Origin of the sequence: Bartonella sp. AP57NXGY, from assembly GCF_042195805.1 — a bacterium.
Classification (GTDB): Bacteria; Pseudomonadota; Alphaproteobacteria; order Rhizobiales; family Rhizobiaceae; genus Bartonella.
Genome location: NZ_JBHIOZ010000118.1, coordinates 1 through 3,817 on the forward strand (window position 1 = coordinate 1; position 3,817 = coordinate 3,817).

The window sequence follows — 3,817 nt, forward strand, 5'->3', positions numbered from 1 at the left end:
ACCTTATTAAGGTCCGGTACTCCACATTCTAAAAGTATTTTATTTCTCCATAATGCTGGAGAAAGTGAGGGAATTGAATTAACACATCCAGTGATACTTAACAGAGCTATACAACTCAACAGTTTTAAGATTTTCTTCATTCTTCCCCTCTTTCAATGGATTTATTTACAATAAAACAGCTCATAAGCTTGTTTATATTTTCTGTCACCGCTGCTTAAAACAACGGTGAACAATATTGAGATGACAGATTGAGGAAACAATCGCGCCATTCCAAGTGAAGGCAAGGATGGCAGATTGTTGATCATCACTAGCAGTGCTTAAGGTTGGCATTCTGGTTTATTTTTATATTTTTGGCAATAAGCGCTATTTAAACGCTTCTTGACACTTCGTTTTGGAATGACAGCACCTGGCACACAAATCGGAAGATCTTCGGCATTATAATTTCTACACCGATCTCTCCACTTCCCTCCTAATTTACTATGAAAACCTGCTTGGGTTAGACATGCATAAATAGATGTATTCGCATTTATACTTAACTCTCTATAATCCATCATATAATCATCATGAGGATTCAGCATTCCACATTCTAATAGTGCTTTTTTAATCTCAATCTTATCTTCTCCTAGCTTCTCTAATACATCCACAGCCTGGTAAGGACCTGGAAAACATCCAGCTATAATAAGCAAAGCCAATCCACTCAATAACTTTAAAGTTGCTTTCATTTTTTCTCTCCTTCAATGATTTTTTATGATAAGATTGCTTATAAGCTTGTCGATGTTTTATATTCCTCTGTCCATATCAATTTGAAACATGTTGAGTGCCGATACAATTGGCCCACACACTTATGCAAAAGATAAAAAAACTAAAGATTACTCTTAATCATACCATCATCAAAAAACTACGGTAGACATTCAGGCTTGTTTCTATTTCTTTTACAATGGGGGCTGTTCAGGCGTTTCTTAACACTTCTTTGAGGAATGACAGCACCTGAATGACAAATCGGAAAACGAGCATCAAAAAACTCACACGAACTCAAATATCCGGATTTATATCTAAAACCTGCTTGAACCATGCAAGCTTCAATTAATGCGTTCGCATTTCCGTCTAACTTTCTGTTGTATTCATCACGATTATAAGGTGTTGGCATGCCACATTCTAACAGCGCTTTCCCTATATCAATTGTATTTGCACCAGGCTTATCCCATAATTCCCAAGCTGATAAGGGAACCTCAGCTTTATACTCACATCCAGCTATACTTAACAGAGCTATGCCGCTCAATAATTGCAAGACTTTCTTCATTCTTCCCCTCCTTCAGTGGGTTTCTTTACGATAAAACAGCTCATAAACCTGTTGATATTTTCTGTCACCGCTGCTTAAAACAACGGTGAACAATATTGAGATGATGGATTGAGAAAACAATCCCGCCATTCCAAGCAAAGGCACGGAGGGCGGATTGTTGGTCATCACAAACAGCAAGACTTAAGGATAGCATTCATATTGTTCTGGATGCTTTTTACAAAAAGGGCTGTTCAAGCGCTTCTTGACACTGCGCCTGGGGATCACAGCGCCTGGACGACAAATGGGAAGGTTTTCGGCTTTATGATTCTCGCACCAAGTCCCTCCCCCCACTTTATCACGAAAACCTGATTGAACCATACAGGCATCAATAGTTGCCCATGCATTGTAGCTGAGTTTTCTGTTTTCTGGATCGGCATCAATAAGGCTCGGCATTCCACATTCTAACAAGGCTTTTCCTACCTCAGTAAAATCAGTAACACCATTTTTCTCCCACGTAGCCACCTCTCCTGGAGGAGGTTTATCGATATTACATCCAGTGATACTTAACAAAGTTACAGTGCTTAATAATTTTAGAGTTTGTTTCATTTTTTACTCCATGATTTACTTAAAGGAAATTGTTCACGATGAGATGAGCCATAAAACTTTTGGCATTTTGGACCCACATCTCCAAGACAGGTATGGGAGCTTATGGGATTCATGATCACTCTCCACCATTCTGTCCACCAGTTACTACCAGCAGATATTGTCTCATAAGCATAGCCATTGCCACCAATCAATCTGCTTACAACGTCAAATCTATGCCCATCAAAACCAATAGTGGTTTGTTTGCCACCACTCACATAACCTAACAAACCGGATGCCGCCAAAACATTAGCCGCTGGTCCATGGAAACTGATCGTTGTATTGCCTGCTACATCATTTACACCTTCTTGTTTGAAAGAATTCATCATATTAAAGCCTGTCAAACTGCCACGACTATGGGCATCAAAATGCAATCCTGTGTTACCATAGCGAGACATTATATCTTTTGCTTCTTGTGTGGAATTGGTCAAACCCCAAAAGTTATTTTCCATAAACTTCTGGTAGCCTGCGACCAGAAGTTCTGAGATAGCAGAATCGGCTTCTGGAAACACAACAAAATAAAGCGGTACATTTTTATTCTCCGCATGTTGCTCTGCATAAACAGCCGCCTCATAGGGTGGGGTAAAAATGCCATTGAGGGACACATGCACCTTGCCATCAAAACCAGCTTGTAAATGCTGCTTTTCTTCATCCGTTAAATAATGGAAAGTGAGGAAACAATCGCGCCATTCCAAGCAAAGGCAAGGATGGCGGATTGTTGATCATCACTTAAGATTGGCATTCATCCGCATTTTTATATTTTTTACAAAAAGGGCTGTTTAAGCGCTTTTCAACACTTCGTTTCGGAATGACCGCGCCTGGTCGACAAATCGGAAGGTTTTCCCTCCAATGATTCACACACCAAGATGGACCGCCATATCTGTCACGGAATCCTGCTTGAATCATACAAGCATAAATTGTTGCATTATCATTATTGCTGAGCTTTTGATTTTCAGCCTCAAGATAATTAAGATGTGGCATGCCACATTCTAATAAGGCTTTTCCTACCTCGGTAAAGTCTGCTCCTGGCTTGATCCACCCATATACTTCCCCTGGAGGAGATTTGTCCATATCACATCCAGTAATACTTAATAGAATGAGCAGGCTCAATAAGTTAAATCGTATTTTCATTTTTTGTTCCCTGTTCTCGTGGAATAAAATTTTATAAAATCAAATGAACCGTAATCATTTTTACACTTAGCACTTGCATCAGCATAACAATTATGGGTACTAGGATTATAGCCGATGATCGCTCCCCCCATCTCTCTGAGGGGTAGAATTAACGGATGTAATGAATCATATGGTTTGGAACGTACCCCATAAGCCGTAGGCCAATTGTAACCAATCACTGTACTAATGGGGTCTAACATATGACCTTGTATGTAGATATAATTTTTTTCGCCATCGCTTAGATAATCTACTGTATTGGCCATCGATTGCATGTGAGCAGCCGCTCCAACAAGATAGAAGTCTGTTTTCTTGGCTACACTGTGGATACCATGTTCTTGCAAGTCATTTGCTCCATTGCGTATTGTTAAGGTACCACGGCTATGCCCACTAACAATAGCATTGTCATTGCCATAACGATAGATAAAATCTTGGAACTTCTTGGTCGAATTACTCAATCCCCAAGTGCTACCCTCCCAAAACTTTTGATAATATGCTACCCCTAATTCTACCAGCACATCATCAGCTTGGGGAAAGTATGTAAAATAAAGGGGACCATTTTTATTAACAGCCAATTGGACAGCATTACCGGCTGCTTCATCTGGTGAATTAAAAATGCCATTGTAGAACATATAAACAGCACCATTAGGGCCTTTTTGTAAATGCTTTTCTTCCTCTGGCTTTAAAAAGTGATACAGAGTGATATATTTTCCATCACTGCCTTTTATA

5 protein-coding genes and 1 pseudogene are annotated in these 3,817 nt (G+C 39.6%); all 6 read right to left on the reverse strand.

Going from position 1 to position 3,817, the window contains the following annotated elements; all coding sequences use genetic code 11:
* Positions 1 to 317: 317 nt before the first annotated feature.
* On the reverse strand, positions 318 to 722 hold the full coding sequence (locus tag ACFIL8_RS08175; RefSeq protein ID WP_026500686.1) for a hypothetical protein: 405 nt from the start codon (positions 720 to 722) through the stop codon (positions 318 to 320).
* Positions 723 to 898: 176 nt separating this feature from the next.
* Positions 899 to 1,300 (reverse strand): hypothetical protein, encoded by a 402-nt coding sequence (locus ACFIL8_RS08180; protein WP_026500687.1) that lies wholly within the window; start codon positions 1,298 to 1,300, stop codon positions 899 to 901.
* Between the two features lie 180 nt (positions 1,301 to 1,480).
* Positions 1,481 to 1,885 (reverse strand): hypothetical protein, encoded by a 405-nt coding sequence (locus ACFIL8_RS08185; protein WP_375678149.1) that lies wholly within the window; start codon positions 1,883 to 1,885, stop codon positions 1,481 to 1,483.
* The gene (locus tag ACFIL8_RS08190; protein WP_375689384.1) at positions 1,882 to 2,616 is read right to left on the reverse strand and encodes a filamentous hemagglutinin; all 735 of its coding nucleotides are present in this window, start codon (positions 2,614 to 2,616) and stop codon (positions 1,882 to 1,884) included. Before ACFIL8_RS08190 ends, ACFIL8_RS08185 begins: the two co-directional genes overlap by 4 nt.
* Positions 2,617 to 2,650: 34 nt before the next feature.
* Positions 2,651 to 3,052 (reverse strand): hypothetical protein, encoded by a 402-nt coding sequence (locus tag ACFIL8_RS08195; RefSeq protein WP_273791508.1) that lies wholly within the window; start codon positions 3,050 to 3,052, stop codon positions 2,651 to 2,653.
* A pseudogene (locus ACFIL8_RS08200) lies at positions 3,049 to 3,817 on the reverse strand (filamentous hemagglutinin); the annotation flags it as partial. The gene ACFIL8_RS08195 and the pseudogene ACFIL8_RS08200, both read right to left, overlap by 4 nt.

Coding starts and splice junctions, on each gene's coding strand:
- ACFIL8_RS08175 (WP_026500686.1), bottom strand. CDS start 722: ATGAAAGCAACTTTAAAGTTATTGAGTGGATTGGCTTTGCTTATTATA.
- ACFIL8_RS08180 (WP_026500687.1), bottom strand. CDS start 1,300: ATGAAGAAAGTCTTGCAATTATTGAGCGGCATAGCTCTGTTAAGTATA.
- ACFIL8_RS08185 (WP_375678149.1), bottom strand. CDS start 1,885: ATGAAACAAACTCTAAAATTATTAAGCACTGTAACTTTGTTAAGTATC.
- ACFIL8_RS08195 (WP_273791508.1), bottom strand. CDS start 3,052: ATGAAAATACGATTTAACTTATTGAGCCTGCTCATTCTATTAAGTATT.